The sequence below is a fragment of the Streptomyces sp. PKA51 genome (genome assembly GCF_057552455.1).
This window is the reverse complement of sequence record NZ_BAAJPZ010000001.1, coordinates 243,740-264,631: the sequence shown is the minus strand read 5'-3', so window position 1 is coordinate 264,631 and position 20,892 is coordinate 243,740. Positions and strand designations below refer to the sequence as shown.

Genomic DNA, 20,892 nt, shown 5'->3' with positions numbered 1-20,892 from the left:
TGACCGACATGGCCTCGCCGCGATCCACCCCTCGTGCCGCCGACCGGCTGGCCCGCCACACCGCACGCTGCCTCTCGCCCCCCGTGCTGCCGGTGGCCGCCGGCTGCGCGGTGAGCTGGCGCGCCGGCCCGCCCGGTGGCGCCGCGCTGGTGTGGGGCGGGGCGGCCGCGGTGTGCGGCGCCCTGGGCGTGGCGGTGATGGCCCTGGGCGTACGGCGCGGCTGGTGGTCGGATCTCGAGGTGAGCCGGCGCGCCGAGCGCCCGCTGCCGCTGGCCTGCGCCTCGGCGGCGGCCGCGGTGGTGTGGCTGCTGTGCCTGCGCGCGGGGGCGCCCCGGGACGTGCTGGTGCCGGGCGCCCTGGCACCGGCCGGCGGGGCGGCGTTCGTGGTGTGCACCTGCTTCGGCAAGGTCTCGCTGCACACGTGCGCGGCCGCGGGCAGCGTCGCCCTGCTGGCGTTGCGCGTGGATCCGCTGTGCGCGCTCCTGACGCCGTTGCCGGTCGTCGTCGGCTGGGCGCGGATCAGACTGGGCGCGCACACGACGGCACAGGTGTGGGCCGGTGGGCTGCTCGGTGCGGGGCTGACGGTGGCGGTGCTGCTCATCGCCGGCTGACGCGCGGTGCGCAGAGCATCTCGACCGAGCGCGGGGAGAGGAAGATGCGCGCGGAGGGGTGCGGTGCGCAGCCGGCCACGGCCCGCAGCCGCCAGCGGGTGGCAATGGTGGCCACAACGGTCAGCATTTGCTGCAGGGACAGCCGGTCCCCGATGCATTTGCGGGGCCCGGCCCCGAAGGGCACGTAGGCGCACCGGGGCAGCGACGCCGCCCGTTCGGGCAGCCACCGGTCGGGGTCGAAGCGCAGCGGGTCGGTGTGGTGGCGCGGGTGGCGGTGCATGGCGTAGGCGCTGAAGGCCACTTCCGTACCCGCCGGCAGGGGGACGCCCCCGAGGTCGACGGCTTCGACGGCACGGCGTGCGAGCAGCCACACCGGCGGGTACAGCCGCAGCGCCTCGAACAGCACCCGGCGCGTGTACACCAGGTGCGGCAGGTGCTCGGCGGTCACGTCCCGGCCGGCCAGGACGGTGTCGAGCTCGTCGTGCAGCCGGCGCTCGACGTCCGGGTGGGCGGCCAGTTCGTGGAAGACCCAGGGCAGGATGTCGCCGATGCCATGGGCGGCGGCGATGAGGTAGAAGACGAACTCGTGGACGATCTGCTCGTCGTCCAGGCCGCTGCCGTCGTCGGCGTAGCGGGCGCGGGCCAGGGCGGACAGCACGTCGCCGTCGTCGCGCCGCGGGTCGGTGCGGCGTGCGTGCAGGGCGGTGCGCAGGGCGATGCGCAGGCGGTCGCGTGCCCGCAGGAAGCCACCGGTGCCGGGTACGGGCAGGGAGTCGGTCCAGCGGGGGGCGACCGAGCGCCAGTACAGGCCGGCGAGGAGGTTGCGTTGGACGCCGGCGAGGGCGCCGGCCACGGCGGCGCCCGGTTCGCCGCAGAAAACCAGCGCGTTGACCTCGTTGGACAACGCCAGCAGCTCCTTCTCCAGCCGCAGCCGCTGCCCCGGCCGCCAGTGGGCGAGCCGGCGGCGGGTCAGGTGCGCCACCAGGCCCGTCTGCGCGGCCAGCCGCTCGGGGTGGAAGGCCGGCTGGACCGCCCGGCGGTGGCGGCGGTGGGAGGCGAAGAGGGTCAGGCCCTCGAAGCTCATGTCCATCACCAGGCTGACGCCGATCTGCGGCCCGGCGGAGTCCGTCAGGCGGCCCTTGGCGAAGCCGCGGGCCCCGGTGACCAGGACCTGGTGCAGCAGCCCCGGGTCGGTGACGAAGTAGGAGGGGCGCAGGCCGGGGCGGAAGCGGACGAGGGGGCCCAGCGCGTTCATCCCGGCGATGAAGTCCATGGGGCGGAACCACAGATCGGCGCCGTGGCCGATGAGCGGCAGCGCTCCGCGAGCCGTCGGGACGTCCATGGCCGACCCCCAGAGAGGAGAATCCGTGAAGTTTCCCTGCCGCATGGGTACATACCCGTCATGACGGTCGGGGACGTCGTCGTGGTGGGCTCCGGTTTCGGCGGTTCGGTGGCCGCGTTGCGCCTGGCGGAGCGGGGCTACCGGGTGACGGTGGTGGAGGCCGGCCGCCGCTTCGCCGACGCCGACTTCGCCGCCTCCCCCTGGCAGGCGCACCGCCTGCTGTGGGCTCCCCGGCTCGGCCTGCGCGGCATCCTGCGGGTGCGGGTGCTGCGCAACCTGCTGGTGCTCACGGGTGTGGGGGTGGGCGGCGGTTCGCTGGCGTACGCCGGGGTGCTGCACCGGCCCGCCGCGGCGGCCTTCCGCCGGGCCGGGTGGGACCCGGCGGTGGACTGGGCGGCCGAACTGGCCCCGCACTACGCGGTGGCCGAGCGCATGCTGGGCGCCGCCCCGGCACCGCTGCCCGACGCGGACGGCGCGGCCGAGGCGGCGCTGCGCAAGGTGGCCGGGGACGTGGGGGCGGGCGGCTCCTTCGGGCCCACCCGGGTGGGCATCGTGCTCGACTCCCCCGGCCGGCCGGTGCCGGACCCCTACTTCGGCGGGCGGGGACCCGGCCGCACCGGCTGCACCCGCTGTGCGCGCTGTGTCCTGGGCTGCCGGGTGGGGGCGAAGAACACCCTGGTCAAGAACTATCTGCACCTGGCCGGGCGGCTGGGCGCCCGCGTCCTGCCGCTGACCACCGTGACCGAGCTGGCCCCGCGCCCGGACGGCGGCTGGTGGGTGCGCACGACTCCCACCGGCGCCCTCCCTCAGCGCCGGGGCGGCGATCTGTGCGCGGACCACGTGGTGCTGGCCGCCGGTGCGTGGGGGACGCCCGAGCTGCTGCTGCGCTGCCGTGCCGCCGGTGCGCTGCCCGGCCTCGGGCCGGCGCTGGGCACCCGGACGTGCACCAACCGCGAAGTGCTCCTGGCCGTCGCGGCGCGCGGCTTCGACGTCGGCCCCGGCGTCGCCGTCGGCTCGCAGCTGCGGGCCGATGCGGCGACGGTGGTGCAGCTGTGCCGGGTGGGCGGCGCCGGCCACCCGTTGTCCGCCCTGTTGTCCCCGCTGGCCGGGGCCGGTCCGGGCGCCCTGGCCCACTGGCCGGTGCGGGGCTTCGGCCGGCGCACGGCGCTGCTGCTGGCGATGGAGGACCGGCCGTCCTCGCTCACCGGCCGGCTGCGGCACGGGCGCCTGTCCCTCGTGCCGGACGAGGGCCCCGGCGAGCCCGCCCGGCTGCCGGCCGCCGACGCTCTCGCCCGGGCGTTCGCCGGGCGCATCGGGGGCCGTGCCTACGGTCTGTGGTGCAGCCGCCTGCTCGGTGTGCCCTTCACCGCGCACCTGACGGGCGGCTGCCCGCTCGGCACCGATCCGCGCACGTCCGTCGCCGATCCGGGCCACCGGGTGCACGGCCACCCGACGCTGCACGTCGTCGACGCCTCGGCCGTCCCGACCGGCCTCGGCTGCAACCCGGCGCTGACCGTCACCGCCCTGGCCGAGCGCGCCTTCTCCGCCTGGCCGGGCGCATGAGCGGCCGCGGGAGCGGCGGCGACCGGCCCGTGCACCCCTTCCTCGCCCGGGCCGGGACCACCCGTGCGTTCCTGCTGCTCGCGCCGCACGTGCTGCCGCGCCTGGACCGGGCGGTGCACCGGCTGACGGGCGGCCGGCTGCTGCCCAGCCGGCTCCTCCTGCCGACCGTCGTGCTCACCACCACCGGGCACCGCAGCGGCCGGCCGCATGCGGTGCCCCTGTGCGCGTACCGCTGCCCCGACGGCGGCTGGCTGGTCGCGGCGACCAACTTCGGCCGCCCCCGCCACCCGCACTGGAGCACCAACCTGCTGCGCACCCCGTGCGCCACGGTCACCTGGCGCGGCGTGGCCCACCCGGTGCGCGCCCAGCTGCTCCCGCCCGCGGCGCAGCGCGCGGAGCGCGCCCGGATCCTCGCGGTGCTGCCGGTGTACGACGTGTATGCGGCCCGGGCCGCGGGCCGGGGCGTACGGGTGTTCCGGTTGCGGCCGCTGACGCGCTGAGCACGGGGGCAAATCACCGTACATACGGACCGTACGACCTAGGCTCGGCCTCGTGATCAACCTGACGGGGCTCGTGAAGCGGCTGGCCATCGGCCGGGCGATGCGCAGTGAGGAGCTGGGCGAGACGCTGCTGCCCAAGCGGCTGGCGCTGCCGATCTTCGCCTCCGACCCGCTGTCGTCGGTGGCGTACGCCACCCAGGAGATCCTGCTCGTGCTGACCCTGGGCGGCATGGCGTACCTGCACTTCACGCCCTGGATCGCCGCGGCGGTCGTGGCGCTGATGACGGTGGTGGTGCTGTCGTACCGCCAGGTGGTGCACGCCTATCCGAGCGGTGGCGGCTCCTACGAGGTGGTCTCGCGGAACCTGGGCCCCTCGGCCGGCCTGGTGGTCGCGGCGTCGCTGCTGGTCGACTACGTGATGACGGTGGCGGTCTCCGTCGCCTCGGGCGTGGACAACATCATCTCGGCGGTGCCGCAGCTGGCGGACTTCCGGGTGGTGATGGCGGTGGGCTTCGTGGCCCTGCTGACGGGGGTGAACCTGCGGGGCGTACGGGAGTCCGGCCAGGCCTTCGCCGCGCCGACGTACCTGTTCATCACCGGGGTACTGGTCATGGTCGGCACGGGGCTGGTCCGCTGGGCGCTGGGGCACGCCCCCGTCGCGGAGAGCGCCGGCTTCGGCATCGCGCCCGATCCGCGCGACGCGGGGCTGGCCGGCTTCGCGCTGGTCATGCTGTGCCTGCGCGCGTTCTCCAGCGGCTGTACGGCCCTGACGGGCGTGGAGGCGATCTCCAACGGCGTGCCGGCGTTCCGCAAGCCCAAGTCGAGGAACGCGGCCACCACGATGAGCGTCATGGGCGCCATCGCGGTGACCATGTTCGTGGGCGTGACGGCCCTGGCGCTGCTGACGAAGGTGCACATCACCGACGACTCCTGCCGGCTGACCGGCCTGCCGGGCGACTGCGGCGCGTACACCCAGCGCACGGTCATCGCCCAGCTGGCCGCGGCGATCTTCGGGGGCGAGCACAGCGCCGGCTTCTACTTCGTCCAGGCGGCCACCGCCCTGGTGCTGATCCTGGCCGCGAACACCGCCTTCAACGGCTTCCCCCTGCTGGCCTCGATCCTCGCCCAGCACCGCTACCTGCCCCGCCAGTTGCACAACCGCGGCGACCGGCTGGCGTTCTCCAACGGCATCATCGCCCTGGCGCTGGCCGCCGTGCTGCTGTTGTGGTTCTACAAGGCGGATGTCACCAGCCTCATCCACCTCTACATCCTGGGCGTCTTCACCTCCTTCACGCTCTCCCAGGCGGGCATGGTCCGGCACTGGAACCGTGAGCTGCGCGAGGAGGGCGATACGGCCGTGCGGCGGCGGGGGCTGACGGCGCGGGTCATCAACGCCACCGGCGCCGTCGTCACGGGCCTGGTGCTGGTGATCGTGCTGGCCACCAAGTTCGTGCAGGGCGCATGGCTGGCCGTCGTGGCCGCGGCCGTGCTGTGGACGACGATGCGCGGCATCCGCCGGCACTACGACGCAGTCGCCGCCGAACTGGCCGTCGGCGATGCGCGGGACGAACTCGTGCGCCCCACGCGGGTGGTGGCGATCATCCTGGTCTCCACGATCCACAAGCCGACGCTGCGGGCCCTGGCCTATGCCAGGGCCCTGCACCCGGACCACCTGGAGGCGCTGACCGTCTCGGTGGACCGGGAGGAGACCAAGGACCTGCAGGGGCAGTGGACGACCCTGGACACCGACGTCCCGCTGAAGGTGCTCGCCTCCCCGTACCGGGAGATCACCCGGCCCGTCGTGGAGTACGTGCGCTCCATCCGGCGCGAGGGCCCCCGGGACGTGGTGGGGGTCTTCATTCCCGAGTACGTGGTGGGCCACTGGTGGGAGCACTTCCTGCACAACCAGTCCGCACTGTGGCTCAAGAGCCGGCTGCTGTTCACCCCCGGCGTGATGGTCACCAGCGTCCCCTGGCAGCTGAGCTCCTCCCGCCGGGCCGACCACCCCGCCCGCCGCGCCCCGGGCGCGATCCGCCGTGGCGAGCCGCTGCCCCTCCACCAGCACCATCATCCGTTCGCCCACCACGACCGCGAGCGGCAGTAGGCCCGCCCGCTCACGGGCAGGGGCCGCCAAGGGGGCCCAGTGCGCCCGTCAGGGCGCCCAGGCACGTCTCGCGCAAGGCGTCGCGGGAGCACATCGGCCGGGTGAGCCATTCCACGCACAGGGCGCGGACGAAGGCCAGCCAGCTCATCAGGACGGCCGACATCAGCTCGGGGGGCACCGCGTCGAAGGCGGCCGCGCCGGCCAGGCGTTCGCGGAGCACGGTCATCTCGCCGAGGACGACGGCCTGGATGACGGGGTCGCCCGCGAGCGTGCGGTTCGCGGCGAGCACGGTGTGACGGTTGTCGGCGAAGTAGTCGATGTGGGCATCGAGCCCCGCGCGCACCTGGGGGATCAGGGGCAGGGACCGGTCGATCGGCGTGGAGTCCAGGAGCCGGTCGGCGGCCTGCCGGTAGACCGCCGCGAAGAGGTCGCGCTTGCTCGGGAAGTGGCGGTAGAGCAGGGCCCGGGAGACGGCGGCCCGCTGGGCCACGTCCTCCATGAGGACGTCGTCGTACGGCCGGGCCGCGAACAGTTCCGCCGCCACCGTCAGCAGCTGGTGGCGGCGCGCGGCGGGGGTCAGTCTGCGCCGAGTGGTCACGCTCACAGGCTAGTTGACGCCTGTTCGGACGGTGTCGTACGTTCGTGCCCAGGCTAGTAGATACGTGTCTACTAAAGGGGGGCCGGTCGTGACCGGACTGCTCAGATGGCTCCTGCTCGTCATGGGCGCCGCCTGCACGGCGATCGGCGCCGTGCACCTCGTCACCGGGGTCGGCTCCGTGCCCGGAGAGGGTCTTGCCGGTGCGACCGTCGACAGCCGGGAACGCTTCTACGGCGCGATCTTCATGGGGTACGGCCTCGCCTGGATCCACGTCGCCCGGCGCGAGCCGATCCCGGCCCGGGCCGTCCGGTGGCTGGCGGGCCTGATGCTGCTCGGCGGCGCCGGCCGGCTGCTGTCCCTCCTCTCCCACGGACCACCGCACTGGTTCCAGGTGGTCCTCACCGGCACGGAACTCCTCCTGCCGCCGCTGTTCCTGTGGCTGACCACCGCTTCGTCGCGAGGCACGACGCGCGCCCCGTAGGGGCGCGGGGAACTGCGCGATCAGCCACCGACGGCCCGCAGCCGACGCACCACCCCGAGACCCGGGCGAAGCACGGCACCCTGCCTGCAGGCGCGTCGTGGCTTGTCGCGCAGTTCCCCGCGCCCCTACGGGGCGCTGCACGATCCGCCGGACAGGCACCAGTGCCCCGGCCCCGGGCGGCCCAGGGTGATCGCCTGCTCGGCAGGAGCCGACCGGGCGACCGGCCCGTTCACCCGGATGCCGTCCCACCGCTGGCAGCCGTGATCCGTGCGGCGGATGCTGGCCGTGCGGGGCGTACGGCACCAACACACCGGGAGCGGGTACGTGAGGGCACCGAGCGCGGGGCGCACCGCCGTGATGCGCTGGTTCCTGCGCCACCTCCCGCTGGTTCCGGTCGTGATGCTGGTCGGCGGCGCCCTCATCGACGTCAACACCCCGCCGCGCTTCAGCCTGGAGGCGGTCTACACGGCCGCGCCGATGACGGCCGCGGCGCTGCTGTCGCTGCGCGCCACGATCCTGGCGGGCATCGGCGCCTGCCTCACGGACGCGCTGGTGCTCGCGCACTTCGGCTTCCTCGACGAATCCGGCGGCCGCAGCGAGCTGGCGACGGTCGCCACGGTCTCGGCCCTCGCCGTCGTCGTCAGCCGGCTCATGCACTACCGGGACGTCCGGCTGCAGTCCGCGCGCGAGGTCGCCCTCGCGGTGCAGCGCGCCGTCCTGCCGCATCCGCCGGCGCGCCTGGGCCCGGTGCGCATCGCCGCGCGCTACCAGTCGGCCGTGCGGGAGGCGCAGATCGGGGGCGACCTGTACGGGGTGCAGGAGACCCCGTACGGCGTGCGCTGCCTGGTCGGGGACGTGCGGGGCAAGGGCATGCAGGCGGTCAAGGCCGTCGACGTGGCCCTCGGCGTGTTCCGCGAGGCCGCGGAGGACGAGCCTGCGCTCACGGGCGTCGCGGCCCGGCTCGAACGGGTGCTGGTGCGCGAGGCCGCGCAGCGCGCGGGACTGGAGCAGACGGAAGGGTTCGTCACCGCGGTGCTGGCCCAGATCCCGTACGCGGGCGACGAGGTGCTCCTGGTCAACCGCGGCCACCCGGCGCCGCTGCTGCTGCGGCCGGACGGCGAGGTGCGCTGCGCGGAGCCGTCCGATCCGGCGCTGCCCCTGTGCCTGGCGGGGCTGGGGCCCGACGGGGAGCCGGCCGACGCCGTGGCCTTCCCCGTGGGCGCGACCCTGCTGCTGTACACGGACGGCCTGACGGAGGCCAAGGACCGTACGGGCGCCTTCTACGACCCCCTCACCGCTCTGGCCGGCCGTCGCTTCCGGGGGCCGGAGGAGCTGCTCGACGTGCTGCTGGCCGATGTCACCCGGCACACCGGGGGCAGCATCACCGACGACATGGCCCTGCTCGCGCTCACCCGGGACCGGTGAGCCCCTCCTCGGGCCGCACGGCCGGCATCGACGACCGGCCGTCCAACACGACCGGGTGCGTGGCCGGTTGCCTCTGCGCCGCGGCGGTCAGGGGCGCCGGGCCGTACCTGCGCGGCTGACGCCGGCCCACGCCCCTCTCGCGTTCCCGGAGGTGCCTGCGGCGCCCGGGGCTCTCGGGAGGCCCGGGACGCCCGGGGTTGCGGCACCGGGCGCGCGCCGGCGACTGCACCCGTGACCCGCTGCGGCAGTTGCTGACGCGGTGGTCCCCGAGGACTACGGTGTTCCCTGGTTCACCGCAGTCCCCCCACCCCTCTGCACGCACAGCATCCCTGTTTGCCTCCCCGTACGCCGTTCCGACCTGAGCGTTCGCGCGGGCGTCACACCGCCCGCGGAGACTGCGATGCGACGAGGCGCGTACGTGTCATGCCATCGACAGGGCAGGAGAGAGAACGTGGTGAAGATCAGACGCACGCCCGGGGCCGCGCTCGCAGCCGGCCTCGCCGCGCTGGTGCTCGTCGCTCCCGCCGCGGCCGGACGGGCCCAGGCCGCGGCACCGCGCGCCGCGAGCGGCCTGCCGCTGGGCGCCTACAACCTTCCCGAGACCCGCCGCACCAGCGAGCTCGCGCCCGGGGTGACCTGGACCCACATCGAGCGCGGGCGCGCGGACGCGAACGACCGCTGGACGGTCGAGGTCGACCTGCTGCGGGACGAGGGCGCCGCCCGCGCCCTGGCCGACCGCCTGGCGAAGGCCGGCTTCCCGCCCACCGTCACCCGCGTCGACGACCGCCCCCAGGACCTGCCCTCCTCCTCTCCGTGGGGCTGGCGCGTGCGGGTCGGCAGCCTCACCGACAAGGCGGCCGCCGCCCAGTTGGTGCAGAAGCTGCGCACGGCGGGGTTCAGCCCGTCCCGTACGTACTTCACCGGTGAGGACGGCCGGGGCCGCAGCGGCTCGGGCCCCTGGGTCGTCGACGTCATCAAGGTCGACGCCGCGCACCGCGACCGCGTCCGGGCCCGGCAGTCGCTGGACCGGGTGCCGGGCGCCGAGACCGTCGCCGAGATGGTCAGGCGCACCGGCGGCATCGCCGGCATCAACGGGGGCTACGGCTCGGACGAGGAGGACGGCACGTTCGGCGACATGGCCGGGCTGTCCGTCATCAACGGCGAGCTGGTCAGCGAGGCCGTCAACGGCCGCAGCGCCCTGGTGCTGCCCGTGGATCCCGAACGCCGCCCGTCGGTCCGCCAGTTCACGACCGATCTGCGGGTGCGCTCCGACGACGGTGCCGACCGCGAGGTCGACGGGGTCAACCGGCAGCCCGGAAAGATCCGCAACTGCGGTGGTGTGGGCGGCGATCTGCCCACCGAACGGCCGCTGCACGACGTGCAGTGCACGGACGACTCCGAGATCATCCAGTACACGGGCTTCTTCCACGGCCCCACCCACGAGGGCGCCGGAGCGGCGGCGGTCCTCGCGAAGGACGGCACCGTGCTCGAGGTGCGCGACCACCGCGGCGGAGCGGTTCCGGCCGGCACGACGCTGCTCGCCGGTACCGGTGACGGCGCCGACTGGCTGCGCGACCACGCCCGGCCGGGCAGTGTCCTGACGGTCACCAAGGACGTGAACGACGCCGCCTCGCACCGCTCCCTGCGCGCCCTCGGCGACGGTCCGGCCGACATCGTCTCGGGCGGCCCGCAACTGCTGCGCGACGGACGCGTGGAGATCCCCTCGGAGGCCGAGGGCTTCGACCACCCCGACGACCCGGGCTTCTTCGACTACTTCTCCACCCACCGGCATCCGCGCACGATCGCGGGCATCACCGAGGACGGCTCGCTGCTCCTGATCACCGTCGACGGCCGCCGTCCCGGCTACAGCGAGGGCCTGTCCTTCCGCGAGTCGGCGCTGGTGGCGCGCTCGCTGGGGGCGGTCGACGCCATCAACCTCGACGGTGGCGGCTCGACGACGATGGTCGTGGGCGACGCGGTGGTCAACCGTCCGTCCGATGCGACGGGCCCCCGCCAGATGGCCACCGCCCTGATCGTCCACTGAGCCTCCGGCCGACGGTCACCGGGCGCCCGGCACCGGCCGGGCGCCCTTCGGGCCGTCGAGCCACGCCTCGTACCAGGTGCGGAAGTCCGGGCCGGGTGCGAGCCCGCCCCACACGGGGTCGTCGCACCACACCCGGCCCGCCTGCGCGCCGGTGACGACGAGCCGGGAGAAGGACCCGCAGCCGATCTCGCCGATGACGAGCGTCCCGTGCACCGCGTACGGGGCGTCGCCGCCCCTTCCCGGCCCGGGGTGGGCGCGGGTGTGGGGGAAGGGCGTGGCCAGGGTGCCGGGCCGCAGGTCCTCCTCCCGGACGTCGTGGAGTGCCTCGTCCTCGTCGACGTCCTCCGTCAGTCCGAGGACTCCGTGGTGGGGGCCGGCTCCTCCGTCGGCGACGTGCAGGAGGAAACGACGGTAGGAGCCGGGCAGTTCGACGCCGTGCCGGCGCTCGAACGCCCGGACGTCCGCCTCCCCCAGCGCAGGCCGCAGCCGGTACCGGTGGGTCGCGGCGCCGAAGCGCCGCAACCCGGCGTCCTCGCGCGCCATGCCGGCGACACGGTCCCGCACTGCGGCACCGTCCCAGGACGCAGGGGAATCCGGGCTCGCGGTCATGAACGGTAGCGGTAGCGGATCCGGCCGCGGGTGAGGTCGTAGGGGCTCAGCTCCACGAGCACCCGGTCGAAGGGGAGGATCTTGATGTAGTTCTTGCGGATCTTCCCGCTGATGTGGGCGAGCACCGTGTGGCCGTTCTCGAGCTCCACCCTGAAGGTGGCATTGCGCAGGCACTCGACGACGGTGCCCTCCACATCGATGCCGCCTGATGTTTTCGTCATGTCTCTCGCTTCCGTTGGTTCTTTCGTTGTGACGTTCTTCGGTTCTGTGACCAGGGTGTGCGGCGTCAGCGGCGGACGAGTTCCACGGTGCTTCCCGCGCGCCGGGCGCCGATGCCCTCGAACAGTGCGGTGGCCGCGGTGTTGGACTCGTCCACCTCGGCCCACGCCGAAGCCTTCCCGGCACGGTGCAGCGAACCCAGGGTGTGGGCCAGCAGCGACCGGCCGATGCCGCGGCGGTGGTGGTCGGCGCGGACGGCGATCAGCCCGATCCGCGGCTGCCGGAGCAGCGCTGCCACCCGGATCATTCCCACGTACCGGCCGGCGTGCCGCGCCACCGCGTACTTCGAGGCGTCGATCACGGTGGTCCCCGCCGGGCGGGGCAGCACCTCGGCGGGCATCGTGCGCCATCCGGCGGCGGCCTCGACCTCGTCGCGGACGACGCGGTCCAGGGCGCGCAGCGGGCCTTCCTCCGCCTCGCCGGCGGGCACGATCGTCACGCCCTGCGGGGGCTGCACCGGGCCGAGCCCGGTGACGTGCGGGTCGGTGGGGACGCGATAGCCCCACTCGCGGCGTGCGAAGGTGAAGCCGACCCGTTCCCAGGCGGACGCCGTCCCGTGGTCGTCCTCGTCGACCACGGTGTACAGCGGTGCGGGCAGATCCGCGAGCATGGCATGGGCGATGCGGTCGAAGACCGTGCCGTGCCAGGCGTCGATGCTGGCGAAGAGCCGACCGTCGGGTCGTTGCGCGGTGTCGCCGCAGCCGACCACGCGGTCGTCCTCGACGGCCTGCCACTGGGTGTCCGCAACGCGCGTGACGGTGGGATGCAAAGAGTTCATAGGTGTTGCCTCTCAGGAGTGCCTTGTCCAGGCGCTCCCGGCGACACCTTCGTCAGCCACCCACCGTGACGGAAAGGGGGAGCACCCATACGGATACAGCCTTCATGGGTCTCTCACCTCCTTCGTTCTCTTCACGGCTGCCATGACCGTAGCAGCCGATGGCCACCGTGCCCAACCGGTTTGCGGGCCGGCACCGGCCGACCGTGCCGAGACCGCTCGTCGGCAGGGCCGCCGGACGGACCGGGCGGGCCGGGCGTACCGGGCGGGGTCCCCTTGGTATCGGTTCTCCCCGGTTCGCCTTTCGTGTACGAAAACAGTCGGTGTAACAGACATGGACACATGCACGGGCTTCGTGCACGAAATGCGGACAGGACCATGTCCCGCTCCGCCGCCGGGCCCATGGATTTGGCCACTATCATCCGCCTCGCCACCGTCGACACCTTCCGACGGGGGCGTTGCCCCTGTCCTTCCCGGCCAGTGATCATCATCCTTGGCCCCGACCGACCGGAGCCCGCTGCAATCCTCCGGCCGGCCAGGGCGTATGCCCGGTGAACCGCGCGCGACGGATGCCGTTCCCGCTCGGGTGGGCGGGGTAGGTGCACCGGCCATGCAGGGGCGACGTCCGTCACGCCTTCCGTCGGAATGACGCGTTCCACGTGTCGATTTTGCGTCAGCTCCACGGCCGCTTATGGCCCTCGGTGCAAGCAAGTCGGTACGCTCTTCGACCGCTGGACCGAAAGCGCCGCAACCACCGCCTCCGGAGAACGGTCGTGGCGAAACGGGGAACTCACAGTCGCCGGAGAATGTACTGTGCAATCGACAGGCCACGAGGACGTCGAAAAATCTTCGATCGTCGGCCGGCTTCATGAACTCGCGAGGAGATCGCCGGACGCGCCGGCGGCGTCGGACGCCGCCGAATCCCTTTCGTACGCGGAGCTGTGGCACCGAACCGGGGCCATGGCCCGGATGCTGCGCGCCCGGGGCTGCCGTCCCGGGCGTCCCATCGGTTTATGCATGTCGCCCACCGTTTCCCGGCTGGCGGCGATGCTCGGGGTGATGGGCACCGGATCGCCCTACGTACCGATCGACCCCCACTTCCCGGAAAGCCGCATTCACTCGATCATCGAGGGCTCCGGAGCGGACTGCGTCATCGTCGACGCGGTCACCGCGAAAAGGTTCTCCTCATTGCCGTACGAGATCGTGGACGCCTCCGCATGGTCGTCGTACGAGCCGGCGCAGCCGGCGGACCCCGCGGTGGGCGAACCGGGCGGTTCCGATCTCGCCTACATCATTTACACCTCCGGATCCACGGGAAATCCGAAGGGCGTTGCCGTGGAACACGGCAGTGTGACCCATCTGTTCCGGGCTCTGGACAGTGTGCTGCCGCAACTGCCGGACCGGTCGGCCCAGTGCTGGCTGGCCGCGGCGAACTTCTGCTTCGACATGTCGATCGTCGATCTCTTCTGGCCGCTGACCCGCGGCATTCCCCTGGTGGTCGCCGATGTGGATTCCCTGTCCGGGCGCTCCGAGGAAGGTGCGGAATTCCTGACCGGTGTACTGGCCAGTGGGCGCGTCACCCACTTCCAGTCCACTCCGTCCCTCGTCCAGCTGATGCTGCGGGACCCCGTTCTCGCTGCCGCGATCCGCACACTCCACGTCCTGGTGATGGGGGGCGAGATCGTGCAGCCCGAGCTGGTCGCCCGGCTCAGGCCGGTGCCCCACGTCTTCAACGGATACGGGCCCACCGAGACCACCGTCTACACGACGCTGCACGAGTGCTCCGACGAGGACACCGAGCAGGTGCCCATCGGACGGCCGCTGTCCGGTGTGGAGTTGCGCGTCGTCGACGACAGCGGAGCGGACTGCCCGCCCGGCACGCCCGGTGAGCTGCTGATCGGCGGATCGCAACTGGCCCGGGGATACATCAACGACGAGGAGCTCACGGCCGCCAAGTTCCCGGTGCTGGGCGAGGGCGGCGACCGCCAGCGCTGGTACCGCACCGGTGACGTGGTCAGCATCGACGCCGACTCGACCGTGCGCTACCGGGGACGCATCGACAACCAGGTCAAGGTCCGGGGATTCCGGGTGGAACTGGGCGAGATCGAAGCGGCGATCCGTGCGGTCCCCGGTGTCGAGGAAGCCGTGGTGTTTCCGGTGCGGGACGACAGCGGCAGGGTGACCGGGCTGACCGCTGCGGCGAAGTCCACTGCGTCCGAGGTCTCCGAGGCCGGTGTCCTCGAGCGGATCGGCAAGGTGCTGCCGTCGTACGCGATACCGCACAGGGTGAAGCTCCTGCCGGATTTGCCCATCGGCGTCACCGGCAAGGTCGATCGCAAGGCGCTGGAACGCCGGCTCTCGGACCTCACGCCGGCCGCGCGCGCGAGGGCGGCGGCCGAAAACCCGGCCGTGCCACCGACCGCGCCACCGGTCGGGTCACCGGCCGGGAGTTACGAGCAGATCGTCGCCGAGACGTGGAGCGAGGTCCTCGGCGTGGACGTGCCGGCCGGCACGGAGGCGAACTTCTTCGATCTCGGAGGGAACTCCCTCCTGCTCGGCTCGGTCCTCACCCGCCTTCGCCAGGCGTTCCCCGAGGCCCACCTGCACCTGGTCGAGATGTACCGGTACCCGACGATCCCCACCGTGGCGGCGCGACTGCGCACCGGCCCGCCGGCGGCCCCCGAAACCCCTGTTACGCCCCCGTCGTCCGCCGGTGACTTGGCCCGGCCGGGCGGGAGCCGGCCCGCCCGGTCCAGCGCGGCGGACCGCAGGCGGCTGGCCCGCCGGACGACATAGCCGGGGCAACGCACGGAAGGTAAGGATTCGGCAAGTGAGCCAGCACGAGCATTCTCACGACCTCTCGCAGAGCGTGGCCGTCATCGGCATCGGATGCCGGTTACCGGGCGCGGACTCCCCCGCACAGTTCTGGTCGAATCTCGTCGACAAGGTGGAGTCGGTCACGGTCGACGACGACACCGCCCCGACCGGATGGCTGCGCGCCAGGTCGACCCTTGACGACATCGACCGGTTCGACGCCGAATTCTTCGGCTACAGCCCCCGCGAAGCCGCTCTCCTGGACCCGCAGCACCGGTTGTTCCTCGAAGTGTGCTGGGAAGCGCTGGAGGACGGTGGCGCCGCCGGCCGCAGGCGTGTCGACGACATCGGTGTGTACGGCGGCTGCGGAACCAGCCTCTACCTCATGCACCATCTCAGCGGCCAGTCGAGCAAATCCTTGCCGAACTTCCTCGACACCACCGAGGACCTGCAGCTGGCCATGGCCGCGGAACGCGACTACCTGACCAGCCGGGTGGCGTACAAGCTCGGCCTCAACGGCCCCACGGTCAACGTCCAGGCCGCCTGCGCCACGTCCCTGTACGCGGTGCACCTGGCGTGCCAGGCCCTGCTCGCGGGCGAATGCGACATGGCGCTGGCCGGCGGCGCGCACGTGCCCGTGCCGCAGATCGACGGCTACCGGCCGGAGCCCGGCCTGGTGCTGTCGCACGACGGTCACTGCCGGGCCTTCGACGCGCGGGCCACGGGAACGGTCTTCGGCAGCGGAGTCGGCGTGGTGCTGCTCAAGCCGTTGGAGCAGGCGCTGGCCGACAACGATCGCGTGTACGCGGTCATCCGGGGCACCGCGGTCAACAACGACGGCTCGGGCAAGCCGGGTTTCAGCACCCCGAGCGTGGCCGGCCAGGCCGCGGTGATCCGTCAGGCGCTCGCCGCCGCCGACGTCGAGCCCTCCTCGATCTCCTACGTGGAGGCCCACGGCACCGCGACGCCGACCGGCGACCCCATCGAGGTGGCGGCGCTGACCGAGGCCTTCCGCGGCGTGCGGCCCCAATCCTGCGCCCTGGGCTCGGTCAAGACGAACATCGGGCACCTGAGCTGGGCCGGCGGCATCTCCGGGCTCATCAAGACCGTGCTGTCCCTGTGGCACCGGACGCTGCCGGCCTCCCTGCACTTCGAGGAGCCCAACCCCGCGATCGACTTCGCCGGCTCACCGTTCTTCGTCCAGTCCGAGACCGCCCCCTGGACGGTCGAGGGCGGACCGCGCCGCGCCGGAGTCAGCGCCTTCGGGCTCGGCGGCACGAACGCCCACGTGATCCTGGAAGAGGCACCGAACGCGCCGGCCGGCCCTCACTCGCCCGCCGACGAGGAGGACTGCGGCATCCAGGTCCTGCCGGTCTCCGGGCGCACCGGGTCCGCGCTGCGCGACCTCGCGGCCCGGGTCGGCAGGGCGCTGCTGGACGACACGGCGCCGACGGCCGCCGACGCGGCGTTCACCCTCGGCACCGGGCGCCGGCACTTCGCCCACCGGGCGGCCGTCGTCGGTGCGGACCGCAAGACGCTCGCCACGCTCCTCGACGCCGTGGCGGACGGCCAGGAGGACGTCTCGGACGGCTTCGACGGCGAGATCGGCATCGTCTCCGGCCGGGCACCGGCCACGCCGCCCCGCCTGACCATGCTCTTCTCCGGCCAGGGAGGGGAGTACCTGGAGGCGTGCCGTGACCTGTTCCTGTCCGAACCCGTCTTCCGGGAGTTCCTCGACCGCGCGGACCCGCACTTCCTTGAGCACACCGCGCAGCGCATCTCGGATTTCCTGTACCAGGACGGCGCACGCCGCGGCATGCCCGTCACCGACATCCGGCTGGCCCAGCCGGTCGTCTACACCCTGCAGGTGGCGCTGACGCATCTGTGGCGCAGCTGGGGCATCACGCCGGACGTCTGCGTCGGCCACAGCCTGGGAGAGTACGCCGCGGCGCACTGCGCCGGGGTGTTCGACTTCGAGACGGGGCTCCACCTCGTCTCCGAGCGCGCGAAGCTGCTGCACACCCTGCCCGAGTCCGGCGCCATGGCGGCCGTCTTCACCGGCGAGCAGGAGGTACTGGAGCTGCTGGCGGGCAACGACCAGGTCGGCATCGCGGCGGTCAACGCGCCCGCCCGTGTGGTGATCTCCGGTGACGGAAACGCGCTGGACGGCGTTCTCGCCGAGGCCGCGCAGCACGGCATCACCTTCAAGAAACTGCGGATCGGCCGGGCCGCGCACTCGGCGCAGATGGACTCCATCCTGGACGCCTACACAGCCGTCGTCGCATCCGTCGGCCTGCGCCCGCCGGTGCGCCCGATCGTCTCGACCCTGACCGGGTCCCTGATCGGCGAGGAGATGGCGACGGCCGGGTACTGGCGGCGGCAGCTGAGGCAGCCGGTCCGGTTCCTCGAAGCGGTCCGCGCGGCCGCCTCGGGCGAGTCCGGCGTCCTCCTGGAGATCGGCTTGTCCAACACGCTGACCAACCTGGCCCAAACGACCCTGGGCGACGGCGGGGGCAGCGAGCCGGTGTGCCTGGAGACGCTGCGCTGGGAGCGTGACGACGTCGCGTCCACGCGGCTGGCCCTGGCCGGGGCGTACACGGCCGGTATGGAGGTGGACTGGGAGGCCGTCTGTCCGGGCGGCCGTACGGTCACCCTGCCCACCTACCCGTTCCAGCGCAGCCGGCACTGGGTCCCGGCGGCCCGGTCGGCCGGCGGCGCCCCGGCCGGCCGCATCGACAGCGACTCGATGGGAGCCGTCGAGGGGGCCCTCACGGATCAGCCCCAGGACAGCGGCACCGGCCACTACGTGGTCACGTGGGTCGACGCACCTGCGGCCGCCTCGAAGCCGGCCGCCGACGAGCTCGTGGCGAACCGGCGGTGCCTGCTCCTGGTGCCCTCGGTGGCCTCCGGCACGGAAGTGGCGCGGGAGCTGGAGCGTCTCGGCGCCGAGGTGCTGCTCCATGTGCTGACGGACCGCGGCGACGCGGTGGCGGCCGCTGCGCGGGCCATCGCCGATTTCCGGCCGGCTACCGTCGTCAACGCCGTTCCGGCCCTGCGCAAGCGGCACGCCGATCTCGCCGGCCTCCCGCTCGCCACGGCGTCGGTGTCCGACGACGTGCTCGCCGCCGGCGGCCTGGCCGCACTGCAGACCTTCCAGGCGGTGTCCGCGGCGAATCCGCCCGCGGTCACCGTCTGCACGGTCACCTCCGGAGCGCATCGGGTCCTGACGTCGGACGACGTGATTCCGGCGCAGGGAGCGGTCGTCGGGATCGCCCGGACCGCGAGAACGGAGTTCTCGACCGTGCGCCATGTGCTGGTCGACCTGGACGCCGCCGACACCAAGCACCGGTGGACCGCCACGGTGGGCCGGCTGGCGGCGGCCCTCGCGTCGGCGCCGGCCGGTGACAGCGAGCTGGCGCTGCGCGGCGACCGCGTGCTGCTGCCCCGGCTCCGGCCCGCCCGGCCGCCGTCCGCGGGCGGGCGCACCCGCATCGACCCGGCCGGCTGGTACATCGTCGTCGGCGGGTTGTCGGGGGTCGGCACGGAGTGTGCGCACGCGCTGCTGGAGCTGGGCGCCAGGAAGCTGGTCCTGTGCGGGCGGCGGGCCCCCGGCCCGGAGCGTGCGGCACACCTGCACGAGTTGCGCCGGGCGTTCGATGCGGACATCCGCACCGAGACCGTCGACGTCACCTCGCGGCAGCAGGTCGCCCGGCTGCTCACCGCCTACTCCGGCGGGGAGTCCGTCGTGCGCGGCATCGTCCATGCCGCGGGCATCATCGACGACGCGATCATCGACCGGACGGACTGGAACCGGATGGCCCGCGTGCTGGGCCCGAAGGCGCAGGGCGCCTGGAATCTGCACCAGTGCGCGAGCGAGCACGCGCCCGGTCTCGACCTCTTCGTGATGACCTCCTCGTACGGCGGCCTGTTCGGCAACCCCGGGCAGGCGGGCCACGCCGCGGCCAACACGTTCCTCGACGCGCTCGCGGGCCATCGCCGGGCGGTCGGGCTCCCCGGGCTCTCCCTGGACCTGGGGTCCTGGTCGGACGTCGGCATTCTCGCCGGCAACGACGACTTCCTGCGCGGCCTCGAGGACCAAGGCATCGGTACGATCTCCCGGGCGGAAGGACGGCCGGCGGTGCGGGCCGCGGTCGAGGGCTGGCCCTCGGGGCAGGTCGCCGTTCTGCCGACGCGGTGGAGCGATCTCGACCCGGATCACCATCTGGCGTCGAATCCCATCCTCCGCGGAGTGACCGGCGACGCGTCGGCGGCCTCGTCTGCCGGTCTCGATGCTGCGGCGCCGATGACCGCGGCCGACGTCATGGCCTGCTGCCAGGACGTGGTGGCCCGCGTCCTGGGTTACGACGTCGGGGAGATGGACGGGCTCGATCTGACGCAGGCCGGCATGGATTCCCTCAACGCGCTCACCATCAGGAACAAGCTGCAAAAGCTCCTGTCCGTGCCGCTGCCGGCCTCGATCTGCTTCGAGCGGCCCACCCTCGGCGAGCTTGCTGCCGACATCGAGAAGCGGATGGCGGAGATTCATGACTGACAGGCAAATGACGGTGGGCCCGCAGGAAGACCACGACTCCGTGTACGCGGAGAGGATCACCGGCGTGGCGTCGGAGGAATTCCTGCCGCTCGTCGAGGAGTTCGACCGCATCCACCGGGAAGGTGAGGACTCGGGCGCCGAGCTGTGCGTGTACGTGGACGGCGAGGAACGGGTCCGGCTGCGATCGCAAGGTCAGCAGCCCGACCGGCTGCAGAACGTGCGATCGGTCAGCAAGGCCCTGCTGTCGATCGTCACGCACGCTCTGCACGAGCGGGGCGTCATCGACATCGACAGCCCGATGGCCGACGTCTGGCCGGAGTTCGCCGCCGCCGGGAAGGAGTCCCTCACCCTGGCCACCTTCCTCAGCCATCAGGCCGGGCTGATCGGCGTCGATCGCCGGCTCTCGGTCGACGACGTGATCGACTGGTATCCGGCGGTCGAGGCGCTCGCCGCGCAACGCCCGTACTGGGAGCCCGGAACCGATCACGGCTACCACGACTCGACGTTCGGCTGGGGCGTGGGCGAATACCTGCGGAGGGCGACCGGCAAGTCGGTGGACGAGCTCTTCCGGCAGGAGTTCCGGGAGCCTCTCGGCGCCGAGGTCCGCATCGGTATCGATGCGGAGCACTTCAGCCGTTTCGTACCGTTCCAGCAGGCGCGGCCGGCGGGCAGCGGCACGGCCACCGAAATCCTCCACCTCCTGGGGGACAAGTCCTCCCTGCTCAGCAGGTCCCAGATGAATCCGAACCTGCTGAACGCCGAAAAGACCCTGCGGTACTTGAGCGCGGAGATTCCCGGCGGCAACGCCGTCTCCACCGCCCGGCCGCTGGCCAGGATCTTCGCCGCGACCCTCGGCCCCGTGGACGGGGTACGCCTGTGGAACCGCGAGACCCTGCAGCGCGCCTCCCGGCTGCAAAGGCGCGGCACCGACCGTGTCTTCGCCCGGGAACGCGCCTACGCGCAAGGCTTCATGCTGCCCGACCGCAACCTTCCGCAAGCGGGCCTGGACGTGGAGTCGTTCGGCCATTACGGGCAGGACTGCGCGCTGGTCTTCGCCGTGCCGCAGGACAACCTGGCCTTCGCCTACACGTCGACGCAGTTGAACCACCGGCTCGACCAGTACACGCCGACGGACGAGCGCGCGGGCCGGCTGGCCCGGACCGCCGTCGCGTCGGCACGCCAGTCCCGCTGAGCA

The 20,892-nt window shown here is 73.0% G+C and carries 15 protein-coding genes; 10 read left to right on the top strand and 5 right to left on the bottom strand.

All coding sequences use genetic code 11. The features are described from left to right. Positions 1-8 precede the first annotated feature (8 nt). Positions 9-611 (top strand): phosphatase PAP2 family protein, encoded by a 603-nt coding sequence (locus tag AC27L3_RS00915; protein WP_487232007.1) that lies wholly within the window; start codon positions 9-11, stop codon positions 609-611. Here AC27L3_RS00915 and AC27L3_RS00910 read toward each other — a convergent pair. After that, the gene (locus AC27L3_RS00910) at positions 598-1,953 is read right to left on the bottom strand and encodes a cytochrome P450 (protein ID WP_487232006.1); all 1,356 of its coding nucleotides are present in this window, start codon (positions 1,951-1,953) and stop codon (positions 598-600) included. The genes AC27L3_RS00915 and AC27L3_RS00910 overlap by 14 nt on opposite strands. 60 nt (positions 1,954-2,013) lie before the next feature. On the opposite strand from AC27L3_RS00910, the gene AC27L3_RS00905 reads away from it, so the two are divergent. From AC27L3_RS00905 to AC27L3_RS00895, 3 genes are all read left to right on the top strand, one after another. Further along, positions 2,014-3,516: a GMC family oxidoreductase gene (locus AC27L3_RS00905; protein WP_487232005.1), complete on the top strand. Its 1,503-nt coding sequence runs from the start codon at positions 2,014-2,016 to the stop codon at positions 3,514-3,516. Further along, positions 3,513-4,016 (top strand): nitroreductase family deazaflavin-dependent oxidoreductase, encoded by a 504-nt coding sequence (locus tag AC27L3_RS00900; protein WP_487232004.1) that lies wholly within the window; start codon positions 3,513-3,515, stop codon positions 4,014-4,016. Before AC27L3_RS00905 ends, AC27L3_RS00900 begins: the two co-directional genes overlap by 4 nt. A gap of 100 nt (positions 4,017-4,116) precedes the next feature. Continuing rightward, a complete protein-coding gene (locus AC27L3_RS00895) occupies positions 4,117-6,120 on the top strand; it encodes an APC family permease (RefSeq protein WP_487232293.1) in 2,004 nt (667 codons plus the stop codon). Positions 6,121-6,130: 10 nt separating this feature from the next. On the opposite strand, the gene AC27L3_RS00890 is transcribed toward AC27L3_RS00895, so the two are convergent. Next, on the bottom strand, positions 6,131-6,718 hold the full coding sequence (locus AC27L3_RS00890) for a TetR/AcrR family transcriptional regulator (protein ID WP_487232003.1): 588 nt from the start codon (positions 6,716-6,718) through the stop codon (positions 6,131-6,133). Positions 6,719-6,806: 88 nt separating this feature from the next. On the opposite strand from AC27L3_RS00890, the gene AC27L3_RS00885 reads away from it, so the two are divergent. The 3 genes from AC27L3_RS00885 to AC27L3_RS00875 all read left to right on the top strand — a co-directional run bounded on the left by AC27L3_RS00885 (position 6,807) and on the right by AC27L3_RS00875 (position 10,668). Next, complete coding sequence (locus tag AC27L3_RS00885) at positions 6,807-7,199, top strand: DUF4345 domain-containing protein (RefSeq protein WP_487232002.1); 393 nt, start codon at positions 6,807-6,809, stop codon at positions 7,197-7,199. 324 nt (positions 7,200-7,523) lie between these two features. Next, on the top strand, positions 7,524-8,624 hold the full coding sequence (locus AC27L3_RS00880; RefSeq protein ID WP_487232001.1) for a PP2C family protein-serine/threonine phosphatase: 1,101 nt from the start codon (positions 7,524-7,526) through the stop codon (positions 8,622-8,624). Between the two features lie 451 nt (positions 8,625-9,075). Next, positions 9,076-10,668: a phosphodiester glycosidase family protein gene (locus AC27L3_RS00875; protein ID WP_487232000.1), complete on the top strand. Its 1,593-nt coding sequence runs from the start codon at positions 9,076-9,078 to the stop codon at positions 10,666-10,668. Positions 10,669-10,683: 15 nt separating this feature from the next. Here the strand turns inward: AC27L3_RS00875 and AC27L3_RS00870 are convergent, their stop codons facing one another. The 3 genes from AC27L3_RS00870 to AC27L3_RS00860 form a co-directional block, all read right to left on the bottom strand. Continuing rightward, positions 10,684-11,232 (bottom strand): SMI1/KNR4 family protein, encoded by a 549-nt coding sequence (locus tag AC27L3_RS00870; RefSeq protein WP_487231999.1) that lies wholly within the window; start codon positions 11,230-11,232, stop codon positions 10,684-10,686. A 41-nt stretch (positions 11,233-11,273) separates the two neighbouring features. Continuing rightward, positions 11,274-11,498, bottom strand: a complete 225-nt coding sequence (infA, locus tag AC27L3_RS00865; protein WP_365964606.1) for a translation initiation factor IF-1 — start codon at positions 11,496-11,498, stop codon at positions 11,274-11,276. A gap of 65 nt (positions 11,499-11,563) precedes the next feature. Next, a complete protein-coding gene (locus tag AC27L3_RS00860) occupies positions 11,564-12,334 on the bottom strand; it encodes a GNAT family N-acetyltransferase (protein WP_487231998.1) in 771 nt (256 codons plus the stop codon). Between the two features lie 642 nt (positions 12,335-12,976). On the opposite strand from AC27L3_RS00860, the gene AC27L3_RS00855 reads away from it, so the two are divergent. The 3 genes from AC27L3_RS00855 to AC27L3_RS00845 are packed head-to-tail and all read left to right on the top strand — an operon-like array spanning position 12,977 to position 20,889. Continuing rightward, entirely contained in the window at positions 12,977-15,127 is a 2,151-nt protein-coding gene (locus AC27L3_RS00855) for a non-ribosomal peptide synthetase (protein WP_487231997.1), read from the top strand. Positions 15,128-15,161: 34 nt separating this feature from the next. Further along, positions 15,162-19,697: a type I polyketide synthase gene (locus tag AC27L3_RS00850; protein ID WP_487231996.1), complete on the top strand. Its 4,536-nt coding sequence runs from the start codon at positions 15,162-15,164 to the stop codon at positions 19,695-19,697. Next, complete coding sequence (locus tag AC27L3_RS00845; RefSeq protein ID WP_487231995.1) at positions 19,690-20,889, top strand: serine hydrolase domain-containing protein; 1,200 nt, start codon at positions 19,690-19,692, stop codon at positions 20,887-20,889. Before AC27L3_RS00850 ends, AC27L3_RS00845 begins: the two co-directional genes overlap by 8 nt. Positions 20,890-20,892: the final 3 nt, after the last annotated feature.

Excerpts from the sequence above, each read along its gene's own strand:
- AC27L3_RS00915 (WP_487232007.1), top strand. The coding sequence starts at position 9 with ATGGCCTCGCCGCGATCCACCCCTCGTGCCGCCGACCGGCTGGCCCGC.
- AC27L3_RS00910 (WP_487232006.1), bottom strand. The coding sequence starts at position 1,953 with ATGGACGTCCCGACGGCTCGCGGAGCGCTGCCGCTCATCGGCCACGGC.
- AC27L3_RS00905 (WP_487232005.1), top strand. The coding sequence starts at position 2,014 with ATGACGGTCGGGGACGTCGTCGTGGTGGGCTCCGGTTTCGGCGGTTCG.
- AC27L3_RS00900 (WP_487232004.1), top strand. The coding sequence starts at position 3,513 with ATGAGCGGCCGCGGGAGCGGCGGCGACCGGCCCGTGCACCCCTTCCTC.
- AC27L3_RS00895 (WP_487232293.1), top strand. The coding sequence starts at position 4,117 with ATGCGCAGTGAGGAGCTGGGCGAGACGCTGCTGCCCAAGCGGCTGGCG.
- infA (WP_365964606.1), bottom strand. The coding sequence starts at position 11,498 with ATGACGAAAACATCAGGCGGCATCGATGTGGAGGGCACCGTCGTCGAG.
- AC27L3_RS00860 (WP_487231998.1), bottom strand. The coding sequence starts at position 12,334 with ATGAACTCTTTGCATCCCACCGTCACGCGCGTTGCGGACACCCAGTGG.
- AC27L3_RS00855 (WP_487231997.1), top strand. The coding sequence starts at position 12,977 with ATGACGCGTTCCACGTGTCGATTTTGCGTCAGCTCCACGGCCGCTTAT.
- AC27L3_RS00845 (WP_487231995.1), top strand. The coding sequence starts at position 19,690 with ATGACTGACAGGCAAATGACGGTGGGCCCGCAGGAAGACCACGACTCC.